This is a genomic window from Streptomyces xylophagus, assembly GCF_000716435.1.
GTDB lineage: Bacteria > Actinomycetota > Actinomycetes > Streptomycetales > Streptomycetaceae > Streptomyces > Streptomyces xylophagus.
On record NZ_JNWO01000034.1, the window covers coordinates 13,926 to 34,719 of the forward strand.

At 69.3% G+C, this 20,794-nt stretch carries 20 protein-coding genes; 10 read left to right on the top strand and 10 right to left on the bottom strand.

The annotated features are described in order from the left end of the window. Positions 1-76: 76 nt before the first annotated feature. Complete coding sequence (locus OO70_RS44355) at positions 77-1,033, top strand: daunorubicin resistance protein DrrA family ABC transporter ATP-binding protein (protein ID WP_043685288.1); 957 nt, start codon at positions 77-79, stop codon at positions 1,031-1,033. Continuing rightward, the gene (locus OO70_RS44360; protein ID WP_043685290.1) at positions 1,030-1,791 is read left to right on the top strand and encodes an ABC transporter permease; all 762 of its coding nucleotides are present in this window, start codon (positions 1,030-1,032) and stop codon (positions 1,789-1,791) included. Before OO70_RS44355 ends, OO70_RS44360 begins: the two co-directional genes overlap by 4 nt. Positions 1,792-1,981: 190 nt before the next feature. Here OO70_RS44360 and OO70_RS44365 read toward each other — a convergent pair whose 3' ends face one another. Both OO70_RS44365 and OO70_RS44370 read right to left on the bottom strand, forming a co-directional pair. Continuing rightward, on the bottom strand, positions 1,982-3,388 hold the full coding sequence (locus OO70_RS44365) for a glutamate decarboxylase (RefSeq protein ID WP_043685293.1): 1,407 nt from the start codon (positions 3,386-3,388) through the stop codon (positions 1,982-1,984). 39 nt (positions 3,389-3,427) lie between these two features. Further along, positions 3,428-4,711: an ion channel protein gene (locus OO70_RS44370; protein WP_043685296.1), complete on the bottom strand. Its 1,284-nt coding sequence runs from the start codon at positions 4,709-4,711 to the stop codon at positions 3,428-3,430. 122 nt (positions 4,712-4,833) lie between these two features. On the opposite strand from OO70_RS44370, the gene OO70_RS44375 reads away from it, so the two are divergent. Continuing rightward, positions 4,834-5,592: a MerR family transcriptional regulator gene (locus tag OO70_RS44375; protein ID WP_043685298.1), complete on the top strand. Its 759-nt coding sequence runs from the start codon at positions 4,834-4,836 to the stop codon at positions 5,590-5,592. Between the two features lie 25 nt (positions 5,593-5,617). Here OO70_RS44375 and OO70_RS44380 read toward each other — a convergent pair whose 3' ends face one another. Then, complete coding sequence (locus OO70_RS44380; protein WP_043685301.1) at positions 5,618-5,983, bottom strand: YbjQ family protein; 366 nt, start codon at positions 5,981-5,983, stop codon at positions 5,618-5,620. Positions 5,984-6,127: 144 nt separating this feature from the next. On the opposite strand from OO70_RS44380, the gene OO70_RS44385 reads away from it, so the two are divergent. Then, positions 6,128-7,045, top strand: coding sequence for a DedA family protein (locus tag OO70_RS44385; protein WP_407702893.1), 918 nt, complete (start codon positions 6,128-6,130; stop codon positions 7,043-7,045). Between the two features lie 100 nt (positions 7,046-7,145). Here OO70_RS44385 and OO70_RS44390 read toward each other — a convergent pair whose 3' ends face one another. Continuing rightward, positions 7,146-8,798 (bottom strand): threonine/serine exporter family protein, encoded by a 1,653-nt coding sequence (locus OO70_RS44390; RefSeq protein ID WP_043685305.1) that lies wholly within the window; start codon positions 8,796-8,798, stop codon positions 7,146-7,148. Between the two features lie 112 nt (positions 8,799-8,910). Then, positions 8,911-9,402, bottom strand: coding sequence for an inorganic diphosphatase (locus OO70_RS44395; protein ID WP_019070224.1), 492 nt, complete (start codon positions 9,400-9,402; stop codon positions 8,911-8,913). A gap of 79 nt (positions 9,403-9,481) precedes the next feature. On the opposite strand from OO70_RS44395, the gene dacB reads away from it, so the two are divergent. From dacB to folE, 6 genes are all read left to right on the top strand, one after another. Beyond that, positions 9,482-11,176 carry a D-alanyl-D-alanine carboxypeptidase/D-alanyl-D-alanine endopeptidase gene (dacB, locus tag OO70_RS44400; RefSeq protein WP_078651804.1) on the top strand — a complete coding sequence of 565 codons (1,695 nt, stop codon included), beginning with the start codon at positions 9,482-9,484 and terminating at the stop codon, positions 11,174-11,176. A gap of 227 nt (positions 11,177-11,403) precedes the next feature. After that, a complete protein-coding gene (locus tag OO70_RS44405) occupies positions 11,404-12,525 on the top strand; it encodes a zinc-dependent metalloprotease (RefSeq protein WP_043685310.1) in 1,122 nt (373 codons plus the stop codon). Positions 12,526-12,718: 193 nt separating this feature from the next. Further along, positions 12,719-13,759 (top strand): tRNA lysidine(34) synthetase TilS, encoded by a 1,041-nt coding sequence (gene tilS, locus OO70_RS44410; RefSeq protein WP_043685312.1) that lies wholly within the window; start codon positions 12,719-12,721, stop codon positions 13,757-13,759. A 65-nt stretch (positions 13,760-13,824) separates the two neighbouring features. After that, entirely contained in the window at positions 13,825-14,385 is a 561-nt protein-coding gene (gene hpt, locus OO70_RS44415; RefSeq protein ID WP_019064278.1) for a hypoxanthine phosphoribosyltransferase, read from the top strand. 186 nt (positions 14,386-14,571) lie between these two features. Further along, on the top strand, positions 14,572-16,605 hold the full coding sequence (gene ftsH / locus OO70_RS44420) for an ATP-dependent zinc metalloprotease FtsH (protein ID WP_043685316.1): 2,034 nt from the start codon (positions 14,572-14,574) through the stop codon (positions 16,603-16,605). Between the two features lie 132 nt (positions 16,606-16,737). Beyond that, positions 16,738-17,343: a GTP cyclohydrolase I FolE gene (folE, locus tag OO70_RS44425; protein ID WP_043685319.1), complete on the top strand. Its 606-nt coding sequence runs from the start codon at positions 16,738-16,740 to the stop codon at positions 17,341-17,343. A gap of 66 nt (positions 17,344-17,409) precedes the next feature. Here folE and OO70_RS44430 read toward each other — a convergent pair whose 3' ends face one another. The 5 genes from OO70_RS44430 to folP form a co-directional block, all read right to left on the bottom strand. Next, a complete protein-coding gene (locus OO70_RS44430; protein ID WP_043685322.1) occupies positions 17,410-17,898 on the bottom strand; it encodes a DUF3180 domain-containing protein in 489 nt (162 codons plus the stop codon). A 59-nt stretch (positions 17,899-17,957) separates the two neighbouring features. Then, a complete protein-coding gene (gene folK / locus OO70_RS44435; protein WP_043685325.1) occupies positions 17,958-18,569 on the bottom strand; it encodes a 2-amino-4-hydroxy-6-hydroxymethyldihydropteridine diphosphokinase in 612 nt (203 codons plus the stop codon). Further along, entirely contained in the window at positions 18,566-18,925 is a 360-nt protein-coding gene (gene folB / locus OO70_RS44440; RefSeq protein WP_043685327.1) for a dihydroneopterin aldolase, read from the bottom strand. Before folB ends, folK begins: the two co-directional genes overlap by 4 nt. A 290-nt stretch (positions 18,926-19,215) precedes the next feature. Next, positions 19,216-19,719 (bottom strand): nuclear transport factor 2 family protein, encoded by a 504-nt coding sequence (locus OO70_RS44445; protein ID WP_043685330.1) that lies wholly within the window; start codon positions 19,717-19,719, stop codon positions 19,216-19,218. Beyond that, positions 19,716-20,624, bottom strand: coding sequence for a dihydropteroate synthase (folP, locus tag OO70_RS44450; RefSeq protein ID WP_043685332.1), 909 nt, complete (start codon positions 20,622-20,624; stop codon positions 19,716-19,718). The genes OO70_RS44445 and folP overlap by 4 nt, the downstream gene beginning before the upstream one ends. Positions 20,625-20,794: the final 170 nt, after the last annotated feature.

Below are 20,794 nucleotides of genomic sequence, written 5' to 3' on the forward strand. Positions count from 1 at the left end.
ACTAATGCGATCGACGGCGTTACCTTCGGAGCCTTCGAGTGGGTAGTCAAGTTTGACTAGCGAAGGGATGTGTTCAGTGGCCGACGCGGTGATCACCGTCGAGGACGCACACAAGACTTACGGAGGGAAGGGGACCAAGAAGGCGTTGGACGGGCTGGATCTCGTCGTCGCTCGCGGCACCGTGCACGGGGTGCTCGGGCCCAACGGCGCCGGCAAGACCACCCTGGTCCGCATCCTGTCCACCCTGCTGCGGCCCGACGCCGGACGCGTCGAGGTCGCCGGGCACGACGTGCTGACCGAGGCCCGCGCGGTTCGCCTCCGCATCGGTCTGCTCGGTCAACACGCCGCTCTGGATGAGGAGTTGGGCGGTCGGCAGAACCTGGAGATGTTCGCCCGCCTCCACCATCTCGGCGCCCGCCACGCGCGCGTACGTGCCGACGAACTCCTGGAGCGGTTCGATCTCGGCGACACCGGGCGCAAGCCCGTCCGGGCCTACAGCGGGGGCATGCGGCGCCGTCTGGACCTTGCTGCCTCGCTGGTTACCGATCCGGAGATCCTGTTTCTGGACGAGCCGACGACCGGCCTCGATCCGCACGGCCGTGCCGAGGTGTGGTCGGCGGTTCGCTCACTGGTCGGCGGCGGTACGACGGTTCTGCTCACCACGCAGTACCTGGAGGAGGCCGACCAACTCGCCCACCGGGTCTCGGTGGTTGACCGGGGTCGGGTGATCGCCGACGGCACTCCGGACGAGCTGAAGTCGCGTACCGGCGGCGACCGTATCGATGTCGTTCTGCGCGACGCGGGGCAACTGGGTGCCGCCGTCGCCCTGTTGCCGCTTCCTGCGGCCGACATCCGGGTCGATGCCGACCGGCGGTTGCTCAGCGCGCCGGTTGTGGATCGGATGACGGCGCTCTCCGGTGTCGTACGGGCGCTGGAGGAGGGCGGGATCCAGGCCGAGGATGTGGCGTTGCGGCGGCCGACCTTGGACGAGGTGTTCCTGCATCTCACGGGAGCGGAAGAGGTGGCTGCGTGAGCGCGTATGTCCTGACGGATTCCTGGACCATGACCCGGCGTGAACTCGCCCACTGGGCGCGGCAGCCCGTGCAGGTCGTGGTGAGTCTTGTGTTTCCGGTGATGCTGTTGTTGATGTTCGGCTATCTGATCGGTGGCGGTCGGGCGGTCGAGGGTCAGTACGTCGACTATCTGGTTCCCGGGATGCTCGCGTTGACCATGGCCTTCGGGCTGGAGGGCACGATGGTCGGCGTCACGCAGGATCTCAACAAGGGTGTGATCGATCGCTTTCGGTCCATGCCGATGGCGGACGGAGCGGTGCTGGTGGGGCGTTCGGCTGCCGACATGCTGCAGTCGGCGATCGGGCTGGTCGTGTTGATCGGGGTCGGGCTCGCGCTCGGGTGGCGTCCGCATGCCGGGCCCGGTGAATTCCTGGGTGCCGTGGGGCTGTTGTTGCTTTTTCGGTTCGCCATGTTGTGGGTCGGGATTCAGCTGGCGCTGGTGGCGGGGCGGCCGGAGTTGGTGCAGGCCGTGCAGATCCTCGTGTGGCCGGTCGGGTTTCTGTCCAACGCGTTGGCTACCCCGGCGGCCATGCCTGACTGGCTGGGCACGGTCGTGCAGTGGAACCCGATGTCCCAGACCGCCACGGCGGTACGCGATCTGTTTGGCGGGCCCGGCGGTGAATCGGGGCACGTGTGGGCGGCTGTTGCGTGGCCGCTGGCGCTGCTCGCGGTGTTCTTTCCGCTTGCGGTGCGGCGGTTCCGGGCGCTTGGGGGGTGAGTCGGCAGTGGGTGGTTCGCCCGCGGTTTGGTGGTGGGTCGGGGCCGCGCCGGGGGGTGTCCGTCCTCGGAACGGCGCGGAATCGGTCGCTTACCAACGTGCTCGTGTTGACGCGCCAACCGCTGCGGGCGGACACCCCCCGACACGGCCCCTTCTCGCCGTACGCGGCTGACGGTCCGCTCTGGCCGTCTTAGTGGTGGAAGCCCGTCGCCGCCTGTTTGTCTCGGGTCAGGGGGTACGGCTGGTTTCGCAGCTGGGGGAGGAGTAGTTGCAGGTCTTCGAGGAACAGTTCTGCCAGGTCGGTCGAGAAGCCGTTGCGGCATACGATCCGTAGGACTGAGAGGTCCTGGCGGTTGGCCGGGAAGGTGTATGCCGGGACCAGCCAGCCGCGTTCGCGGAGTCGGCGGGAGACGTCGAACACGTCGTACGCCGTGACGTCCGGGCCTGTGGTGAAGGCGAAGACCGGCAACTCGTCGCCCCGGGTGAGGAGTTTGAAGTCGCCGAGCGCCTGTACTTGTTCGGCCAGGCCTTGGGCCACGTTGCGGGTGGACTGCTGTACGGCGCGGTAGCCCTCTCGGCCGAGGCGCAGGAATGTGTAGTACTGGGCGACTACTTGGGCGCCGGGGCGGGAGAAGTTGAGGGCGAAGGTGGGCATGTCGCCGCCCAAGTAGTTGACGCGGAAGACGAGTTCCTCGGGGAGGGCTTCTTTGTCGCGCCACAAGGCCCAGCCGACACCCGGGTAGACCAGGCCGTATTTGTGTCCCGAGGTGTTGATCGAGGCCACGCGCGGGAGGCGGAAGTCCCAGATCAGGTCCTGGTCCAGGAAGGGGGCGACCATGGCGCCGGACGCGCCGTCCACGTGGACCGGGATGTCGAGGCCCGTGCGCTCCTGGAGGGCGTCGAGGGCGGCACAGAGGTCGGCGATCGGCTCGTAGGAGCCGTCGAAGGTGGAGCCGAGGATGCCTACGACCCCGATCGTGTTCTCGTCGCACAGCTCGGCCGCTGCTTGTGGGTTCAGGTGGAAGCGGTCGCCCTCCATGGGGACTTGGCGGGCCTCTACCTCCCAGAAGTTGCAGAACTTCTCCCAGCAGACCTGGACGTTGACCCCCATCACCAGGTTCGGGCGGGCGGCCGGGTAGCGGTCCTTGTTGCATTGCATCCAGCGGCGCTTGAGGGCCATTCCGGCGAGCATGCAGGCCTCGCTGGAGCCGGTCGTCGAGCAGCCGACGGCGGCTGAGGGGTCCGGTGCGTTCCAGAGGTCGGCGAGCATTGCCACGCAGCGTTTCTCCAGCTCCGCCGTGCGTGGGTACTCGTCCTTGTCGATCATGTTCTTGTCCCGGCACTCCGCCATCAGGACGCCGGCTTCCGGCTCCATCCACGTGGTGACGAAAGTCGCCAGGTTCAGGCGGGAGTTGCCGTCCAGCATCAGCTCGTCGTGGACCAGCTGGGCCGCCGTCATCGGCGGCAACGGCGTGTCCGGGAGCCGGTGCTTGGGCGGGGCCTCGGTCATGCCGCCGACCGGATTGGCCTCTCCGTAGAAGGGGTTCACGGACATGGGGCGCTCGTCGGGCTGGTCGGGACCTTTGTGCAACGGCATGGGCGTGCCTCCGATAAGGATCAAAAGAACCAACGGGTACTAGCGGACCGGAGTTCCGTCCGCGCGCAACTGCATCTGAGGCCTCCCGGTCACCAACAGCCAGGCCGGCAGCGAGGCGATGCACAGCAGGGCGAGGATCGCTGGCGAAGCCACCAGGATCGCGGCCGTGAACAGGCTCACCCAGCCCTGCCTGGTGATCGCCAGGAGCATGCCGAGTACGCCTGCGGCGACCGCGAGTGCCGGGTCCACGGCGGGTACGACCGCGTGCGCGAACAGGCCGAACGCGACCCCGATGAAGACGGAAGGGAAGATCCGGCCGCCCCGGAAGCCGCATGACGCGGCGACCAGCAGCGCCGCCAGCTTCACCACCGTCATCGTCGCGAACTGGCCCGCCGACCAGCCCTCGGGATCCGCCGCCAGCTCCCCGACCTCGTCCAGTCCCTTGAAGAGCGTCAGATGGCCGCCCACGGCCGCCAGAAGGCCCAGTACCAGTCCACCGGCCGGAAGCGCCAGCATGGGGTGCCCGAGCCGTGAGAAGGCGCCATGGGCGTATGGGAAGAGGTAGACGGCCGTCATGCCGAGCGCCGCTGCCAGCGGCGCCAGTACTAGGACAGTGAGCAGATCGCCCCATCCCGGGCGGCCGAACGCGGGCAGGTGCAGGTCGAAGGTCGGATGGGCCACCAAGGTGGTCGTCAGTGCGCCCGCCGACGCTGCCGCGAGCGGCGCGAACACGTTGTCCCACAAGGCGCCCTTGGTCTGCCGCTTGGCCAGCGCCTCCGAGATGAGCAGTGCCGCCGCCACCGGTGTGCCGAACAGCGCCCCGATCGTCGCCGACTCGGCCAGCGCTCCCCACACCCCGCCCGGCACCCTGGGCGCCAGCCTGCGTCCCACCCACAGCGCGAGCCCCACGTTCACGGCGATGATCGGGTTCTCCGGGCCGAGACTCGGCCCGCCCGCGAGCATCAGGGCGGTCGCCAGCAGGAGACCTGGCAGCACCATGGGCGGCAGCGGTACGGCCTCCAGGCCGGTGGTGGCCGGATCGGGACCGGCATGTCCGGGGACCTTCCACACCACCAGCCCGACCGCGATGCCGGTGGCCGTCAGCATGACGAGCATCCACAGCACCGAGTACCGGCCGATGCCCAGGGCGTCGGGCAGGTTCTTCCACAGCACGTGCTGAAGCTGCTCGGCCGCCGCGCTCACCCCGAGGAACAGCAGACTCGCGAGCACGCCCACGACGAGAGCGGGGACGATCAACGGCAGCAGGGTGCGCGCCGGGGTCGTAGGGGCAACGGGTGCCTGTTGCACGCTGTCCTGGGCCACGGGCTCACCATAAGCGGGCAAAACGGACCCAACATCTTGGAGGCAAAGGGCTTGTACCTCACGTGGCGTGAGGCCTCAGCGTGGAGTGCGGACACAAGAGCGGACACAAGAAGGGAGCGGGAGTGAGCTACTCCGTAGGGCAGGTCGCCGGATTTGCCGGGGTCACCGTGCGCACGTTGCACCACTACGACGACATCGGCCTGCTCGTCCCGAGCGAGCGCAGCCACGCGGGTCACCGGCGCTACGGCGACGCCGACCTCGACCGGCTGCAACAGATCCTGTTCTACCGGGAGTTGGGCTTCCCGCTCGACGAGGTCGCGGCCCTGCTCGACGACCCGGAGACGGACCCCCGCGCGCATCTGCGCCGGCAGCACGAGCTGCTGACCGCCCGGATCGAGAAGCTGCAGAAGATGGCCGAGGCCGTGGAGCACGCCATGGAGGCACGCACTATGGGCATCAACCTCACCCCCGAGGAACGCTTCGAGGTCTTCGGCGACAAGGACCCCGAGCAGTACGCCGAAGAGGCCGAACAGCGCTGGGGCGGCACCGAGTCCTACGCCGAGTCGCAGCGCAGGGCCGCCCGCTACACCAAGGCCGACTGGAAACGCCTCCAGGCCGAGGTCGACGCCTGGAGCGAGCGCTACGCCACCCTGGTGACCGCCGGCGAACCCGCCACCGCCGAGGCGGCGATGGACCTCGCCGAGGAACACCGCCTGCACATCGACCGCTGGTTCTACCCGTGCGCGTACGAGATGCATGTGTGCCTCGCCGAGATGTACGTCTCCGACGAGCGCTTCAAGGCGTTCTACGACTCCATGGCCCCGGGTCTGGCCGAGCACCTCAGGGACGCGATCCTGGCGAACGCGTCCCGCCGCACCTAGTAGGCGACTGGCCCGGGGGTGTCCACTACACCCGGGCCAGCACCACCGCCGTCCCGTAGGCGCACACCTCGGTGCCCACGTCCGCCGCCTCGGTCACGTCGAAACGGAACGCCAGGACGCCATTGGCGCCACGCGCGCGTGCCTGCTCGATCAGTCGCTCCATGGCCTGGTTGCGGGTCTGCACGAGGGTCTTGGTGAGCCCCTTCAGCTCACCGCCGACCATCGACTTCAGACCGGCGCCGATCTGGCTGCCGAGATGCCGTGAGCGCACGGTCAGCCCGAACACCTCACCGATCACCTGCTCGACCCGGTACCCGGGAACGTCGTTCGTCGTCACGACCAGCACGTCGGCCTGCGGCCCCTGGCCGCCGCCGTATTCGTCGATGCCCATGGCTCACAGCTTTGTCCTATGCGGCGCACAGTGCATCCTGGAGACACCGGTGGAACCTGGGGCGGACACATCGCGTTGATAGCTTTGTGCGGCTGTACCTGGACGCTGGCACCTCCCTCCACCCCTCAGGAGCCCGGAACCGTGATGACGCTCGCCCTCGGCCCGAGCTGGCTCGATCCGAACACCATGCTCGACAGGTTCGGAATCTGGGGCCTCCTGCTCGTGGTCTTCGCGGAGTCCGGCCTGCTCATCGGGTTCTTCCTGCCGGGTGACTCCCTGCTGTTCACCTGCGGTCTGCTGATCACCGCGGGCACGCTTGACTTCCCGCTGTGGGCGGCGATCGCGCTGATCTGCGTCGCCGCGGTCCTCGGCGACCAGGCGGGCTACGTCTTCGGCAAGAAGGTCGGCCCCTCGCTCTTCAACCGCCCGGACTCCCGCCTCTTCAAGCAGGAGAACGTGGTCAAGGCGCACGAGTTCTTCGAGAAGTACGGCCCCAAGTCCCTGGTCCTGGCCCGCTTCGTGCCCATCGTGCGCACGTTCACGCCGATCATCGCCGGCGTCAGCGGCATGAAGTACCGCTCGTTCATCACGTTCAACGTCATCGGCGGCGTCCTGTGGGGCGCGGGCGTGACCCTGCTCGGCTCCTGGCTCGGCAAGATCGAGTTCGTCAACAAGAACATCGAACTGATCCTGATCCTGATCGTCCTCGTCTCGGTGGTCCCGATCGCCATCGAGTTCCTGCGCGCCCGCTCCAAGGCCAAGAAGGCCCCCCAGGGGCACGAGGAGCAGCCGGCCGACCCGGCCGCGACCCAGCCGTTCCCGGTCATCATGGACGACTCGACGACCCAGCTCCGCCGCGTGGACCCCCCTCAGCAGCAGCCCCAGCAGCAGCCCCAGCACAACAACGGCTACGACCAGAACAACGGTTACGACCAGAACGACGGCTACGACCAGTACTACGCCCAGCCCCAGCAACAGCAGCCGTACCAGCAGCCCTACGGCAACCAGCAGCAGTACGAGCAGTACCCGCCGTACAACAACCAGGGCTATCCGCAGGCCTAGCTGCAGCGCCCCTTTAGGGGCGCGGGGAACTGCGCGACCAGCCACAACGAACCCGCACCCGCCAACGCACAAGGCCCCCGAGCTATTAGGCGCTCAGAAATCAGAACCCCCGAGTCCGCTTAGCAGCCCGCCGAGCCCCCGCCGAAGCCCCCGGAACCCGCAAGAACAACCGCGAGATCTCCGACCCCAGATTCACCCCGATGGCGATGGCCATGGCGAGAGACGCCGCCGTGGCCAACGACACCAGCCCCTTGTCGACCTCGTTCTGAGCGATCGACAACAGCCCGAAATATGTGGCCGACCCCGGCAACAGGGGCCCGATCGCCGCGGTCGTGTACGGCAACGCCGACGCGAACCGGTACCGCGACAGCAACTGCCCGAACAACCCGACCAACCCCGCCGCCACGGCCGTAGAGGCAACCGGCGAGATCCCGGCGACGAAGTGCATCGCCCCGTACACAGACCAGGCGACACCCCCGTTGAGGGACACCAGCAGCACGGTGGACCGTTCCTGCTGCAACAGCACCGCGAAGGTCAGCGACAGCAGGACGGCCGCGGCGATCTGCCACAGCGGCCGCTTGGAGATGCTCAGCGCGGTGTCCGGATTGAGCTCGGCGCCCAGCTTCACGCCGAAGTACAGGACGATGAGCACCCCGCCCACGATGCCGACGAAGAAGTACATGACCTCCAGGAGCCGGGCCGCCGCGGTGATGTAGAAGCCGGTCAGCCCGTCCTGCACGCCCGCCACCAGCGCCCGCCCGGGCAGCAGCGCGAACAGCCCACCGGTGATGACCGCGGAGGCCTTCACATCGACGGCGGCGACCGTGAGGGCGACCCCTATCGCGGCCGGCGGCATCGCGGCGACCGTGAACTGGTAGAACTCCGGCAGCCCGCGCCCCGCGCACAGCCACGCCAGCCGGTCCCCGAGCATCGCGCCGAGCGCGGCGGCGAAGAACACGACGACATCGCCGCCGACGAGCACGGAGGCGGCGCCCGCGAGCAGCCCACTGGCGCCGGTGAGGACCCAGCCGGGGTACGGGTGCCGGTTGCGCCGCATCTCGGCGAGGCGGCGGTAGGCGTCCTCCAGGGAGAGCGCCGTCTCCGGGTCGCTGAGGTCCTGGACCAGCCGGAACACGGCCGCGAGCCGCGTGTAGTCGGTGCCCCGGCGGCGCACGGTCCGGGACGCGGTCACCGGATCGTCCACCAGGGAGGGCTGATAGGAGATCGAGAGGAGGGTGAAGGTGACGGTCGGCTCGCAGCGGTCGAGGCCGTAGGAGCGGCAGACCGCGAACATCGCCGCCTCCACGTCCTCGGCGCCCTCCCCGCCCGCGAGCAGCAACTCGCCGATGCGGAGCGTCAGATCGAGCACGCGCGGTACTGCGGGCCCGCTCTCGTCCTGCTTCTGCACCGGCTCCGGCGCGGGCCGCTCGGTCACCGGCATCCGCAGCATCGTGCGCATCCGGTCCTGCCAGGGCACGTCCTTGGTGAGGCTGACGAGAGGGATGCCGGTCGGCGGGGTGAAGGCGGGCGGCGCCTCTCTGGCGCTGTAGGTGTTGGGCGGACTGAACGCCGACCCCTCCGACTCGTCGACGGCCGGTGCCGCCGCCACGTCGAGCCCGCGCGGAACGGCGAACTCGGATGTCGTAGAAGACTCCCCGTCGACGGCCGTGACCGCCGCTTCGACCCCCGGGGGAGCAGTGAACGCACTCCTGGCCTCGTCCGACTGCGACTTGCGGTCCTCCGCGTCCGTCACTCCGTAGCACTCCCTGAACGACACCTCCAGTGATCCTCAGTATGCGCACAGACATGCAAACGGGCCGCACGCGTGCGCGTGCGGCCCGTTTGCATGTCTGTGCGCAGAGGGCTCAGTGGCCGCCCTGCTCCTTCAGTCGCTTGTACGACCGCTCGATCTCCGCCTCGGCGTCCGTACGGCCCACCCAGTTGGCACCCTCGACCGACTTGCCGGGCTCCAGGTCCTTGTAGACCTCGAAGAAGTGCTGGATCTCCAGGCGGTCGAACTCCGACACGTGGTGGATGTCACGCAGGTGCTCCACACGCGGGTCGGACGCCGGGACACACAGCAGCTTGTCGTCGCCGCCGGCCTCGTCGGTCATCCGGAACATGCCGATCGCGCGGCACTTGATGAGGCAGCCGGGGAAAGTCGGCTCCTCCAGGATGACCAGCGCGTCCAGCGGGTCGCCGTCCTCGCCGAGAGTGTTCTCGACGAAGCCGTAGTCGGCCGGGTAACTGGTCGAGGTGAAGAGTCGACGGTCCAGGCGGATCCGACCGGTCTCGTGGTCCACCTCGTACTTGTTCCGCGAACCCTTCGGGATCTCGATCGTGACGTCGAACTCCACCGGTGGCTCCTCCATGATCAGCACATAGTTCTGGTGGTTAAGTGTCCCTCACGCAGGTGTGTGATCGCGAAAGGGGCTGGTGGTCGTGCCGGAGCTGAGGCCTTGGCGGGCCGCGAGACCGCGGGTGAAGCGGGTCGCGCGAGCCGTCCGGCCCCGTCTCGAGCGGGCCGCACAATCCGTGAAACCGCAGGTCACACGGGTCACCCAAGCCGTGAAGCCTCAGGTCACGCGGCTCACCGAAGCAGCGAAACCACAAGCCGCGCGGCTCACCGAAGCCGTGAAACCGAAGGTCGCCCGGCTCGTCGCATCCGTGTCACCGCAGGTCGCGAAGTTGCCGCGGCCCGACAGGACCTGGCGGTACACCGCGGTCGCCACCACCGCCGGAATGGCGCTGGCCGCCGTCGTGGTGACCGCCGCGGGTCCCTGGGACTCCTCCGGTCAGCGTACGGCCGAGCGGGACCACGCAGTCGCACAGGAACGTTCAGGTGGCGTAGATCACGACCGTAATTCCGATACGTCCGCGAAGGCACCCCGACCCGCGCCCAGCGCCCCCTCCGTCCTCGTCGGCCTCGGCGGCTCCGCGAACTCGGTGAAGTCGGCCCCGACCGGCACGGCCCTCGCGGACGTCCTGAGCCCGCTCCTGGGCAACTCCGCGCTCGGCACCCGCCACACGGCCGCCGTGGTGGACGTATCGACCGGAAAGCGCCTCTACGGCGTCGGCGCAGACGACGCGCTGACCCCGGCCTCGACGACGAAGATCGCCACCGCCGTGGCCGCCCTCTCAGCCCTGGGCGCCGACCACCGCTTCACCACCCGCACCGCCTTGGAGCCCGACACCAAGGAACTCGTCCTGGTCGGCGGCGGCGACCCCACCCTGACGGCCCACCAGGACTCCGACGGCTGGGCGAGCCTGCGCACGCTCGCCGACACCACGGCCACGGCCCTGAAGAAGCGCGGCGTCCACGAGGTGACGCTGTCGTACGACAAGACCCTGTACTCCGGTTCCGAACTCCACCCGATCGGGGTCAACGACAACCTCGCCCCGGTCAGCGCCCTGATGGCCGACGAGGGCCGTACCGACGACTCCTCCAGCGGCCCGGTGCTGCGCGTGACGGACCCGGCGGCGGACGCGGTCAAGAAGTTCGCGGGCTTCCTCGAGGAGCACGGCATCAAGACGACGTCCCCGGGCCCCTCGAAGGCGACCGCCCGCGCCGACACCCTCGCCACGGTCTCCTCACCCCCGCTGTCCGACATCGTCGAACGGATGCTGACCAACAGCGACAACGACATCGCGGAGGCCCTGGCCCGCCAGACCGCCGTGGCGACGGGCAAGCGGGCCGACTTCGACGGCGGCGCCGCCGCGATCGACGCCCAGCTGACGAAGCTCCAACTCCCGGTCAAGGGCGCATCGTTCAACGACGGCAGCGGCCTGAACCGCGACGACCGCCTCACCGCCGACCTCCTGACCGCCCTCCTCGTCAAGGCCGGCTCCCCGGCCCACCCCGAACTCCGCCCGGTCCTCACCGGCCTCCCCATCGCCGGCTTCACCGGCACCCTCACGACCCGCTACACGGACGCGACAGGCGCGGCAGGCGTGGTCCGCGCCAAGACCGGCACCCTGACGGGCGTCAACACCCTCGCCGGCACAGTCGTAGACAAAGACGGCCAACTCCTGGCCTTCGCCTTCCTGGCGTCGAATACGACGAATGCGTTGGAGGCCCAGGCAGCCCTGGACCACACGGCAACGGCGTTGGCGGCCTGCGGCTGCAGCTAGACGACGGCCTGGGCTCAGCGGACTGCCGTCGCCGCCGCTGCACCGCTGCCGCATGTACCGCTGTGGGCAGGCGTTCCGCACGGCGGTGGGGGTCCCCCCGCTCGAGCGAAGCCGAGAGTGGGGGAGGGTGGGCACAGCCATCAATACCGGGTGCCGTTCAAACAGACGCTCACCTGACCGACGCTCGCGGCCTGCCCCAAGTGGGAGCGACCACGTACGGTTGACGCATGACGAGCATCGGTGGTGCCGAGATGGTCGACTGGAATCTCGCGGTGGCGACCGCGACCCGACTTGTGCGGCCGGGCCCCGAGGTGAGCCGCGACGAGGCCCGGGCCGTCGTCGCGGAGCTGCGCCGGCATGCGAAGGCCTCGGAGCAACACGTCCGGGGTTTCACCCGGATGGGCACGGACGACATCCACGACACCCCGATCCTGGTCGTCGACCGCCCCGGCTGGGTGCGGGCGAACGTCGCCGGGTTCCGGGAGGTCCTCAAGCCGCTGCTCGACAAGATGCAGGAGCGGCGCGGCAACACCCCGGGCGGCGCGGTCTTCGGCGCGGTCGGCGGCAAGGTGACCGGCGTGGAGCTGGGCATGCTGCTGTCGTTCCTGTCCTCGCGGGTGCTCGGCCAGTACGAGACGTTCGCCCCGGCGACGCGCGAACTGCCGGCGGGGGCGAAGGGGGGCCGGCTGCTGCTGGTCGCGCCGAACATCGTGCACGTGGAGCGCGAACTCGACGTACAGCCCCACGACTTCCGCCTGTGGGTGTGCCTGCACGAGGAGACGCACCGCACGCAGTTCACGGCCGTGCCCTGGCTGCGTGACCACCTGGAGGGCGAGATCCAGTCGTTCTTGGGGGAGACCGAGGTCGACCCCATGACGGTCCTGGAGCGCATCCGGGAGGCCGCCCAGTCGCTGGCCGGCGGCCGGCCCGAGGGCGAGGAAGACGACGAGGGCCGGTCTCTCGTGGAGATCGTGCAGACGCCCGCGCAGCGGGAGATCCTCGGCCGCCTGACCGCCGTGATGTCCCTCCTGGAGGGGCACGCCGACTTCGTGATGGACGGCGTCGGTCCTGATGTGGTGCCGAGCGTCGCGGAGATCCGCGAGAAGTTCCAGCAGCGCCGCGCAAAGGGCGCCTCGCGGCTGGACTCGGCGCTGCGCAAGCTGCTGGGTCTGGACGCCAAGTTGCGGCAGTACCGGGACGGCGAACGCTTCGTGCGCGCGGTCGTCGACCAGGTCGGCATGGACGGCTTCAACCGTGTATGGACTTCCCCGAACACGTTGCCGACCAAGACGGAGATCGCCAAACCGGCGGACTGGGTCGCGCGGGTGCACCGCAAGGCCGAGTCGTGAACCTGCCGTAGGCGTGGTGAAACGAATCCGGCCTACGGCAGGCGAACGCCCCTGCAATCACCCGTCCGAGGGACCGTGAGCGATGGGTAGGCGTGCAATGCTCGGGGAACGCCCCGGTTCTGTCACCATCTACACACTCTGAGTGACCGAACCTCGGGCCAACCCCCCGAAAACTTCATGAAGGGAACCGGACATGGGTCCCCATCCTGCGGTCGCGGCGATACGCCTGGCGGTCCGCCGCGTCCTCCACGACATCCTCACCGACCACGAGGCCCTGCAGACCGCCGGCGCCTCCCGGCACACCTCGCACGAGCGCCCGCCCTCGCCGCTCGTGCTCGTGGCGTGCTCCGGCGGCGCCGACTCCATGGCGCTAGCCTCCGCCCTCGCCTTCGAAGCACCCAAACTCGGCATCCGGGCCGGCGGCATCACCGTCGACCACGGCCTCCAGGCCGGCTCCGATCTCCGCGCAGACGAGGTCGTCCTGCGCCTGCGCGAACTGGGCCTGGACCCCGTAGAAGCCACCGCAGTGACCGTGGGCCGCGAGGGCGGCCCCGAGGCAGCCGCCCGGGACGCCCGCTACGCCGCCCTCGACGCCTGCGCCGCCCGACACGGCGCCGCCGCCGTCCTGCTCGGTCACACGCGCGACGACCAGGCGGAAACCGTCCTGCTGGGCCTCGCCCGCGGCTCGGGCATCCGCTCCCTGTCCGGGATGGCCGCGGTCTCGGGGGCCGACGGCCGTTACCGCCGCCCGTTCCTCCAGCTCGACCGGCAGACCGCCCGCAAGGCCTGCATGGTCCAGTCGCTCCCCGTCTGGGACGACCCGCACAACGCCGACCCCGCGTACACCCGTTCCCGTCTGCGCCACGAAGGCCTGCCGGCCCTGGAGAAGGCGCTCGGCAAAGGGGTCGTGGAAGCGCTCGCCCGTACGGCGCAACTCTCCCGCGACGACGCCGACGCCCTCGACACCTGGGCCAGCCAGGCCGAGGCCTCCGTACGGGACGCCACCGGCCTCCTGGAGTGCGCCAAGCTCTACGCCCTGCCGCCCGCCGTGCGCCGCCGCATCCTGCGCCGCGCGGCCATCCAGGCGGGCGCCCCGGCCGGTTCGCTGTTCGCCCGGCACATCGAGGAAGTCGACCGCCTGATCACGGGCTGGCGCGGCCAGGGAGCCATCAATCTCCCGGGCAAGGTCGTCGCCCGGCGCCAGGGTGGCAGACTGGTGATTCGGCAAGGCTGAATCGACACCCCCTCCGGGCCTCCGGGGGCGGGGCCAGGTAGTAGCCGGTTGGACGACCGAAAGTGATGCGGGTGGACGCGAAAGACATGGGTGACGACCTCCAGTCGGTGCTCATCACCAAGGAAGAGATCGACGCGAAGCTCGTGGAGCTCGCCGCGAAGATCGACGCGGAGTACGCGGGCAAGGACCTTTTGATCGTCGGCGTCCTCAAGGGCGCGGTGATGGTCATGGCGGACCTCGCCCGGGCGCTGTCCACCCCCGTCACCATGGACTGGATGGCCGTGTCGTCGTACGGCGCGGGCACCCAGTCCTCCGGTGTCGTGCGGATCCTCAAGGACCTCGACACCGACATCAAGGGCAAGCACGTCCTCATCGTCGAGGACATCATCGACTCCGGTCTGACGCTGTCCTGGCTGATCTCCAACCTCGGCTCCCGCGAGCCCGACTCGTTGAAGATCTGCACCCTGCTGCGCAAGCCGGAGGCGGCCAAGGTCGCCATCGACGTGGAGTGGGTCGGCTTCGACATCCCGAACGAGTTCGTCGTCGGATACGGCCTCGACTACGCGGAGAAGTACCGCAACCTGCCGTTCGTCGGTACGCTCGCGCCGCACGTCTACGGCGGCTAGAGCCACTCGGCCCAAGCCCTGTAAGACGATCGGGAACCCCAGCGGGTTTCGCGCCGTTGGAGCATGCAGACGCGTCTCCCAGCCGTCCCGTGCGACTTCGGGCAACATTGCTGGGGTACGGTCAGAAGAACTGTCTTTATCAAACTCACTATGGCAGGAGGGACGGAGCGAATTCGCTCCGTATGGATGGACGTGAAGCGATACTTCCGTGGGCCGGTCATGTGGATCGTGCTGGCCGTCCTTGCCGTGGTCGTGTTGATGCAGGTCGTCGGCTCGTCCGGCGGCTACAAGACGGTGGACACCGGCCAGGTCGTCCAGGCGATCAATGACAACAAGGTCGAGTCGGCCAAGATCACCACCGGCGACGAGCAGACCATCAAGGTCACGCTCAAGAGCGGCGAGAAGGTCGACGGCAGCTCCAAGATCCAGGCGAGCTACATCGGCGACCAGGGCGTGACCCTCGCGGGCACGCTCCAGACCAAATACCAGGACAAGCAGATTCCGGACGGCTACACGGTCTCGCCGACGAAGCAGAACGCTTTCGTCGGGATTCTCCTGTCGCTGCTCCCCTTCGTCCTCATCGTGGTCGTCTTCCTGTTCCTGATGAACCAGATGCAGGGCGGCGGCTCCCGAGTCATGAACTTCGGGAAGTCCAAGGCCAAGCTCATCACCAAGGACACCCCGAAGACGACGTTCGCGGACGTCGCGGGCTCCGACGAGGCCGTCGAGGAACTGCACGAGATCAAGGAGTTCCTCCAGGAGCCGGCGAAGTTCCAGGCCGTCGGCGCCAAGATCCCCAAGGGCGTACTCCTGTACGGCCCTCCCGGCACCGGCAAGACCCTGCTGGCGCGAGCCGTCGCGGGCGAGGCCGGGGTGCCCTTCTACTCGATCTCCGGTTCCGACTTCGTCGAGATGTTCGTCGGTGTCGGTGCCTCCCGAGTCCGTGACCTGTTCGAGCAGGCCAAGGCGAACGCCCCGGCGATCGTCTTCGTCGACGAGATCGACGCGGTCGGCCGCCATCGCGGCGCCGGCCTCGGCGGTGGACACGACGAGCGCGAGCAGACGCTGAACCAGCTGCTCGTCGAGATGGACGGCTTCGACGTCAAGGGCGGCGTGATCCTCATCGCCGCGACGAACCGGCCCGACATCCTCGACCCGGCCCTCCTGCGCCCCGGCCGCTTCGACCGCCAGATCGCGGTCGACCGCCCGGACATGCAGGGCCGTCTGGAGATCCTCAAGGTCCACCAGAAGGGCAAGCCGGTCGCACCGGACGTCGATCTGTCGGCCGTCGCGCGCCGTACGCCGGGCTTCACCGGCGCGGACCTGAGCAACGTCCTCAACGAGGCCGCCCTGCTCACCGCCCGCGGCAACCGCAAGCTGATCGACAACTCCATGCTGGACGAGGCGATCGACCGTGTGGTCGCGGGCCCGCAGAAGCGGACCCGGATCATGTCGGACAAGGAGAAGAAGATCACCGCGTACCACGAGGGCGGACACGCCCTGGTCGCGGCGGCTTCCCCCAACTCCGACCCGGTCCACAAGATCACGATCCTCTCCCGAGGCCGTGCTCTGGGCTACACGATGGTCCTGCCGGAAGAGGACAAGTACTCGACCACGCGCAACGAGATGCTGGACCAGCTGGCCTACATGCTGGGCGGCCGCGCGGCCGAGGAACTGGTCTTCCACGACCCGACCACGGGTGCCGCGAACGACATCGAGAAGGCCACCGCCACGGCCCGCGCGATGGTCACGCAGTACGGCATGACCGAGCGCCTCGGCGCGATCAAGTTCGGCGGCGACAACACCGAGCCCTTCCTGGGCCGGGAGATGTCGCACCCGCGCGACTACTCGGAAGAGGTCGCCGCGCTCGTCGACGAAGAGGTCAAGAAGCTCATCGAGAACGCCCACAACGAGGCCTGGGAGATCCTGGTCGAGAACCGTGACGTGCTCGACGCGCTCGTGCTGCAGCTGCTGGAGAAGGAGACGCTGAACAAGGAGCAGATCGCCGAGGTCTTCGCTCCCATCGTCCGGCGTCCGGCCCGTCCCTCGTGGACCGGCTCCTCCCGGCGTACGCCGTCCACCCGCCCGCCGGTGCTCTCCCCCAAGGAGCTGTCACTGACGAACGGGACGAACGGCGCGGGTCCCGCGATCACCGCCGGTGCGACCGCCGAGTCCTCTCCCACGCTGGAGAAGGCCCCGGAGGAGCGCCCCGAGAACTGACGCGAGTCTCACACGGCCCGAAATGGAAGCCGCGCCCCCCTGGATTTAGCCTGGGGGGCGCGGCTTTTCCATATGCCCGCAACTGAGGCGTGTGTCCGCACACGCGTGACCCGCACAGGAACGAGGCTTCACATGACCGACCCCGTGACGCTGGACGGCGAGGGAACGATCGGCGTCTTCGACGAGAAGCGCGCCGAGAACGCCGTACGCGAACTGCTGATCGCGGTCGGCGAGGACCCGGACCGCGAGGGGCTCAGGGAGACGCCGGCGCGGGTGGCGCGGGCGTACAAGGAGATATTCGCGGGGTTGTGGCAGAAGCCCGAGGATGTGCTGACGACGACGTTCGACCTGGGGCACGACGAGATGGTCCTGGTGAAGGACATCGAGGTCCTCAGCAACTGTGAACACCATCTGGTGCCGTTCGTCGGGGTCGCCCATGTCGGGTACATCCCGTCCGCCGACGGGAAGATCACCGGGTTGTCGAAGCTGGCCCGGCTGGTGGACGTGTTTGCTCGGCGGCCTCAGGTGCAGGAGCGGTTGACCACGCAGGTCGCGGATTCTCTGATGGAGATTCTGGAGCCGCGTGGGGTCATCGTCGTTGTCGAGTGCGAGCACATGTGCATGTCGATGCGGGGGGTGCGGAAGCCCGGCGCCAAGACCATCACGTCTGCGGTGCGGGGGCAGTTGCGGGATCCGGCTACCCGTAATGAGGCGATGAGCTTGATTATGGCTCGCTGAGGTCGTTTGCCGGGTGCGGCGCCGTTGTGGCTGGTCGCGCAGTTCCCCGCGCCCCTTCAGGGGCGCTTAGGTGACCGGTGTTGCACCCGCCGTGTTGTTGTCGTTGTCCTCCGGGAGTTTGCAGACTCGCTCCAGGAAGATGGCCGCCGCTATCACCGCGATGCCCGCTACGACCGAGAAGCCGGCGTAGATGGCCTGGTCTCGGCGGGCCGGGATGTCCAGGGACTCCAGGAGGTAGGCGCCCGTGCCGCCGTACATGCCGGCGACGAGGGCGGCGACCAGGGCGCTGGCCTGGCCGAAGACGACCGCGCGGGCGGCCATCAGGGGGTCGACGCCCTTGGCGCCGGGGCGGCGCTCGCGCTGTGCCTTGAGGCGGGCGCGCAGGGAGAGCGCCGTGGCCAGCAGGACCACGGCGATCACGGCGAGGACGATGGGGGCGGCCAGTGGGACGCTCGGCAGGGTCCCCACCGCGCTCCACAGGCGGGCCCCCGCCCAGGACAGCACTCCGGCGACGACGAACACGCCGGCCAGCATCCTGATCCGCAGCTCTCTCACGGTGTCCCTTCAGCTCCCCGTGCCCTGTCCGGGCGTTGTGGTCGTCTCGACCTTAACGACTACTCGGGCAGCCGGAGTTCCAGATCCTTGCGGGGTTCGACACCGTCACGGGTGATGTCGTCGAGGAGGACGGCGACCGGGCCGTGGCCGGGCAACTGGGCCTCGGGATCCACGTCGTGCCAGGGGACGAGCACGAAGGCCCGCTCGTGGGCGCGCGGGTGGGGGAGCGTCAGCACCGGGTCGTCCGAGACGACGTCGGCGTACGCGACGATGTCGACGTCGATCGTGCGCGCGCCCCAGCGCTCCTCGCGGACCCGGTGGAAGGCCTCCTCGACCGCGTGCGCCCGCTCCAGCAGGGAGGACGGGGGCAGGGTGGTCTTGAGGACGACGACCGCGTTGAAGTACGACGGCTGGCTGCCGGGCTCGACGCCCCACGGCTCCGTCTCGTAGACCGGCGAGACGGCCTTGATGCGGACGCCGGGGGTGTCCTCCAGCGCGTCGATGGCGCCCTGGAGGGTTTCCAGGCGGTTGCCCAGGTTCGAGCCCAGGGAGATCACGGCGCGCCTCGGGTTGCTGAGCGTGGTGTCGGCGGCGTCCACCTGCCGGACCACCGAGGCGGGCACCGGCTGGACGGTCGGGTCGCTGTGACCCTCGGTGAACGAGAAGGTCATACTCGGCTCCGGGTGATGGTGACGGTCACGTCGTCGAAGGGGACGGTGATCGGGGCGTCCGGCTTGTGGACGCGGACCTCGACCTCCTCGACCCCTTCGTGCTTCAGGCAGGTCTGCGCGATGCGCTCGGCGAGGGTCTCGATGAGGTTGACGGGCTCGCCCTGGACGACGGCCACGACCTCCTCGGCCACGATGCCGTAGTGCACGGTCTTCGCCAGGTCGTCGTCCGCGGCGGCCGGGCGGGTGTCCAGGCCCAGGACGAGGTCCACGATGAAGGTCTGGCCCTCCTCGCGCTCCTTGGGGAACACGCCGTGGTTCCCGCGGGCCTTCAGGCCGCTCAGCGCGACACGATCCACGCGAATCACTCCTGCAATCGTCGATGACGGCCGGTTCGCACCGGGTGCGGGCGGTACGCCCGGCCTCGAACGAATCTACCTGCGGGCACTGACAATGCCGGGCCACGAGGGCGCGGGCACGGTTCGGGCCCACAGGTTTCATCGACCGTTACCCCCGGGGAACCCGGTGGCTCATGGGTCGGTAGCCGCCCCTACCCGCGACTTCGTGATTCCAACCACTTCTTGGTCCTGATGGGTTCCGACGGCCTCCGACGGGTTCTGTCGGGGCCTTCCTGCGGGCGCCTACCCACTCAGGAGGGTGAGTCGTCGCCCTCGTCCTCGTCGTTCTCGGCCAGCACCGGGGACGCGTGGTGCGACCAGAGCTTCCAGCCCTCGGGCGTGCGCCGGAACACGTTCGTGGCGACCACGAGCTGGCCGACGAGCGGGCCCAGTTCGTCGCTGTCGTCGGGGGACGGGCCGCCGCTGAGGATGTTCTCCGTGCAGGTGACCAGCGCGGTGTCGCCGGTCACCGAGACGTGCACGTCGGTGAGGAAGAACTGGATGTACTCGGTGTTCGCCATGATCAGCGCGTACGACCGCAGGACCTCGCCGCGCCCGGTGAGCACCGGCCAGCCCGGGTGCACGCAGGAGATCACGCCGCTGTCCGCCGGGTCGTGGTACTCCTCGTCGACGCCGAGGTCGGCAAGGGTGAGCCAGAGCGCGGACAGCTCGTCGAAGTCGCCGCGCTCCAGGGTCTCGTAGAACGCGGTGTTGGCGAGTTCCACCTGCTCTACGTCGGTGTGGGGGGCGCTCACCGGGCTCCCTCGGAGTCGGTGTGCGAGGCCGCGCGGGCGCCGGTGGCGCGCGCTCCCTCGACGGCGCGGGCGACGCGTACGGCGTCCGCCGTGGCGCGTACCTCGTGGACGCGCACCGCCCATGCGCCGGCGTGCGCCGCGAGCGCGGAGACGGCGGCCGTGGCGGCGTCACGCTCGCGCGCGGGCGGGGGTGCTCCCTCGGGACCGGCGAGGACACGGCCGAGGAACCGCTTGCGGGAGGCGGCGACGAGCAGGGGGTGGCCCAGGGCGAGCAGGCGGTCGAGGTGGGCGAGGAGGACGAGGTCGTGTTCGGCGTCCTTGGAGAAGCCGAGGCCGGGGTCGACGACGACGCGGTCGGGGGAGACACCGCCGGCCAGAACGGCCTCCACGCGTGCGTGCAGTTCGTCGACGACCTCGGTGACGACGTCGTCGTAGACCCCCCTGACGTTGCCGCCCTCCAGGAAGCCGCGCCAGTGCATGACGACGAAGGGGGCGCCCGAGGCGGCGACGACCGGGATCATCGCGGGGTCGGCGAGGCCGCCGCTGACGTCGTTGACGAGGGCGGCGCCGGCGGCGAGGGCCTGCTCGGCGACGGAGGCGCGCATGGTGTCGACGGAGACGGTGACGCCCTCGGAGGCGAGGCCGCGGACGACGGGGATGACGCGCTTGAGTTCCTCGGCCTCGTCGACGCGGGTGGCGCCGGGGCGGGTGGACTCACCGCCGACGTCGACCAGGTCGGCGCCTTCGGTGACCAGTCCGAGGCCGCGCTTCACGGCTGCCGTGGTGTCGAAGAAGCGGCCGCCGTCGGAGAAGGAGTCGGGGGTGACGTTCACGACCCCCATCACCGCGCACCGGTCCCACTCCGGAAGGCCCGCGACGCGCCCGCGTCCGCTCTGCTTGCTCATACGTTCAGCGTAGGCCCAGGGAGAGGGGGCACGGTCCCGCGGGCCGGACCCAAGGGGGCTGGTCCGGCGGGGGAGAGGCGGGTGGGCCGCCGCGCGGCGGGAGCGACGCGAGGCCCTGGAGCGGGGTCCCCGGCCGTGCACGGACGTCTGACCGCGGCCACCGGCCCCGG

Coding starts and splice junctions, on each gene's coding strand:
- OO70_RS44365 (WP_043685293.1), bottom strand. CDS start 3,388: ATGCCGTTGCACAAAGGTCCCGACCAGCCCGACGAGCGCCCCATGTCC.
- OO70_RS44380 (WP_043685301.1), bottom strand. CDS start 5,983: ATGGGCATCGACGAATACGGCGGCGGCCAGGGGCCGCAGGCCGACGTG.
- OO70_RS44385 (WP_407702893.1), top strand. CDS start 6,128: ATGACGCTCGCCCTCGGCCCGAGCTGGCTCGATCCGAACACCATGCTC.
- OO70_RS44405 (WP_043685310.1), top strand. CDS start 11,404: ATGACGAGCATCGGTGGTGCCGAGATGGTCGACTGGAATCTCGCGGTG.
- tilS (WP_043685312.1), top strand. CDS start 12,719: ATGGGTCCCCATCCTGCGGTCGCGGCGATACGCCTGGCGGTCCGCCGC.
- hpt (WP_019064278.1), top strand. CDS start 13,825: ATGCGGGTGGACGCGAAAGACATGGGTGACGACCTCCAGTCGGTGCTC.
- ftsH (WP_043685316.1), top strand. CDS start 14,572: ATGGACGTGAAGCGATACTTCCGTGGGCCGGTCATGTGGATCGTGCTG.
- folE (WP_043685319.1), top strand. CDS start 16,738: ATGACCGACCCCGTGACGCTGGACGGCGAGGGAACGATCGGCGTCTTC.
- folK (WP_043685325.1), bottom strand. CDS start 18,569: ATGACCTTCTCGTTCACCGAGGGTCACAGCGACCCGACCGTCCAGCCG.
- folP (WP_043685332.1), bottom strand. CDS start 20,624: ATGAGCAAGCAGAGCGGACGCGGGCGCGTCGCGGGCCTTCCGGAGTGG.